The following is a 2,547-nucleotide window of genomic DNA, read 5'->3' on the forward strand; positions in this document are numbered from 1 at the left end:
ACCACGTGATCCACCCGGCTGCTCAGGCCAGCAAGCCCCTGGGATAGCAGGGTATAGTCAACCGGGCTGCTGTGGGCGACGCTGCTCTCCTCTTCGCTCAGGGCAATAGGATTAACCGCGCTATAAGGCAGATCGATGCTGGCAACACTTTGCAGCACCAGCGCATCTTTGTTGCGCAGGCCTTCTGCCGTCTCTTTACTGCCTTTAGCCACCGGTTTGTAGCCCGCCACGCTTTTTCCTGCGGCAGCAAGGGCCTGCAGGATGGCGCGCGATACGATTGTTTTGCCAACCGACGTATCCGTACCGGTAATAAATAAATGCTTAAGCATGACGCACTCCACAGCTTTGCCAGCGTTTATACCCGCCCTGCTACAGGCTGTTCAGGCGGCTTACCGCCGCCGGTAACCTGAAGTCTGGCGGATATGAATAATTAACAGGATGAAAATTCCGAGACTGGAAAGTTTACGCTCTGAGGAATGAGCCGGGATTGCGTTAGCGCAATTTTTGCGTGGGCAGCGAAAAATTGTTAGCCCTGTAACAGTCTGATTAGCAGAGATCCGTTATAGAGCGCGTCTTTGATCAGCGCCGCCCCGGTCATGGTGCCCCGGTTCAGAAACTGGGTTTTCTCCACCACGATGTGCTTGCTGTAGGCGGGCAGCGACTGCTGATGGATACAGGCGCTGATAGCGGGAAACAGGATTTCCGACGCCTGGTTTAGCGGGGAGCCAATGAGGATCTTTTGCGGATTGAATAAATTCACCATGATGGCAAGAATCCGCCCGACGTGTTGCCCGACGCCGCGGATAATATCCTGCGCCAGCAGGTCGCCTCTCAGCGCCGCCTCGCACAGCCACTCCACCGTCAGCGGCTGCTGGTGCAGCAGTGAACTCATGGACTGGGCCATGCGCATCTGCGCCAGCTCCAGCACGCTCTCCACGCTGGCAATAGTCTCCAGGCAGCCGTGGTTGCCGCAGTAGCAGCGTTTGCCGTAGGGATCGACCTGGGTATGGCCTATCTCCACCAGGCTGCTGCTGCCCGCGTGCAGCAGGCGGCCGTCGGTGATCACCCCCGCGCCCACGTTGTGATCGATAACCACCTGAATAACGTCCCGGGCGCCGCGCGAGGCGCCAAACAGCGCCTCGGACATGGTCCAGGCGCTAATATCATGCTGCAGATAGACCGGCACGCCGGTGCGGGAGGCCAGCGTCTCCCCGAGCCGCACGTCTTTCACGTCCTCATAAAACGGCATCCGCAGCACGATGCCGTTTTCAGTGTCGATAATGCCCGGCAGAGTAATGGCGATGGAGGTCAGCCGCTCCAGCCGGTGCTGGTGGCGAATAAAAAAGGCGTCAATATGCTCAATAATACGCTGCAAAAACGGCCGGTCGTCTTCCAGCGGCAGCGGCAGCGCCTCTTCAACCACCAGCTTGCTGCTCAAATCACGCAGGGCAATATTGAGCTCGCCGCGGCTGATGCGCAGGGAGAGATAGTGCCAGGCCTCGGTTTCCACCATCAGCCCTACCGCCGGTCGCCCGCGGCTGCCCGGCTCCTGGATCTCGGTTTCCTGCACCAGGTGGGCTTCCAGCATTTCGCGCACGATTTTGGTAATGCTGGCGGGCGCCAGCTGGGCGAGGCGGGAAAGGTCGATACGCGAAACCGGGCCGAGCTGATCGATGAGGCGGTACACCGCCCCCGCGTTGGTCTGCTTAATCTGATCGATGTGTCCCGGCTGATTGTCTGCTGCCACCGCAGGCTCCCTTTTATTTTCGCGCTTCGAAATAAACTTCCCTATGGTGAAGCACTTTCCCTAAAATGGTCAATTTTTTGCTTAGCCCTGTGATTTACCGCACAATTTTTGCCACTTTCATTCGTAAATATCCACCGAAGCCGCCATCAGCAGCTGCTCGCGAAAGCGGATCGCCGCCTGGCTCAGCTCCCGGTGTTGTGACCACACCAGCCACATTTCAGACACCGCCTCTTTATCGACGATGGGCAGCCAGCGCACCTCGTCCAGCTGCACCCGGCGAAAAGAGGCGGGAAGAATTGAGATCCCCAGCCCGGCGGAGACCAGTCCGAGAATGGTCATTGCCTCGCCCACTTCCTGGGTGATCACCGGCGTACCGAACGGCCGCAGCAGGCTCAGAATATCGTCGTACAGCCCGGTACCGCCCAGCGCGTCGAAAAAGACCAGCGGCTCGGCCACCAGCTCCGCCAGAGACACCGATCCCCGCGCCGCCAGAGGATGATCGCGGTGCACGGTGGCCAGCAGCGGTTCGTGGCGTATAACCTTATGGGCCAGCGTTTCGGGCAGCCGGGTTTTGCGCATCAGCCCCAAATCCAGCAGCCCTTCGTTCAGCGGAGTGATTTGCTCCCGGGTGCTGCTCTCGCGGGTCTGAATATGCACATCGGGATACTGGCGGCGAAAACGTGACAGCGTCACAGACACGGCGCGGATAAACGGCGCCGAGGAGGTAAACCCCAGCCGCAGCTCGCCGGTTTCCCCCTGATGCAAACGCGCGGCCCTGGCGGCGGCCTCCTCAACCTGCG

Annotated in this window: 3 protein-coding genes; all 3 read right to left on the reverse strand. The window is 59.7% G+C overall.

What is annotated here, in order from left to right:
* Nucleotides 1–329 (reverse strand): ATP-dependent dethiobiotin synthetase BioD (gene bioD, locus QZ766_RS06380; protein ID WP_297198982.1); only part of this gene is annotated, 329 nt, incomplete at its 3' end.
* 197 nt (nt 330–526) lie between these two features.
* The gene (mlc, locus tag QZ766_RS06385) at nt 527–1,747 is read right to left on the reverse strand and encodes a sugar metabolism global transcriptional regulator Mlc (protein ID WP_297198984.1); all 1,221 of its coding nucleotides are present in this window, start codon (nt 1,745–1,747) and stop codon (nt 527–529) included.
* 117 nt (nt 1,748–1,864) lie between these two features.
* A partial coding sequence (locus QZ766_RS06390) for a LysR family substrate-binding domain-containing protein (protein WP_297198987.1) occupies nt 1,865–2,547 on the reverse strand: 683 nt, incomplete at its 5' end.

It is taken from the genome of uncultured Pluralibacter sp., assembly GCF_913775985.1.
Lineage (GTDB): Bacteria > Pseudomonadota > Gammaproteobacteria > Enterobacterales > Enterobacteriaceae > Pluralibacter.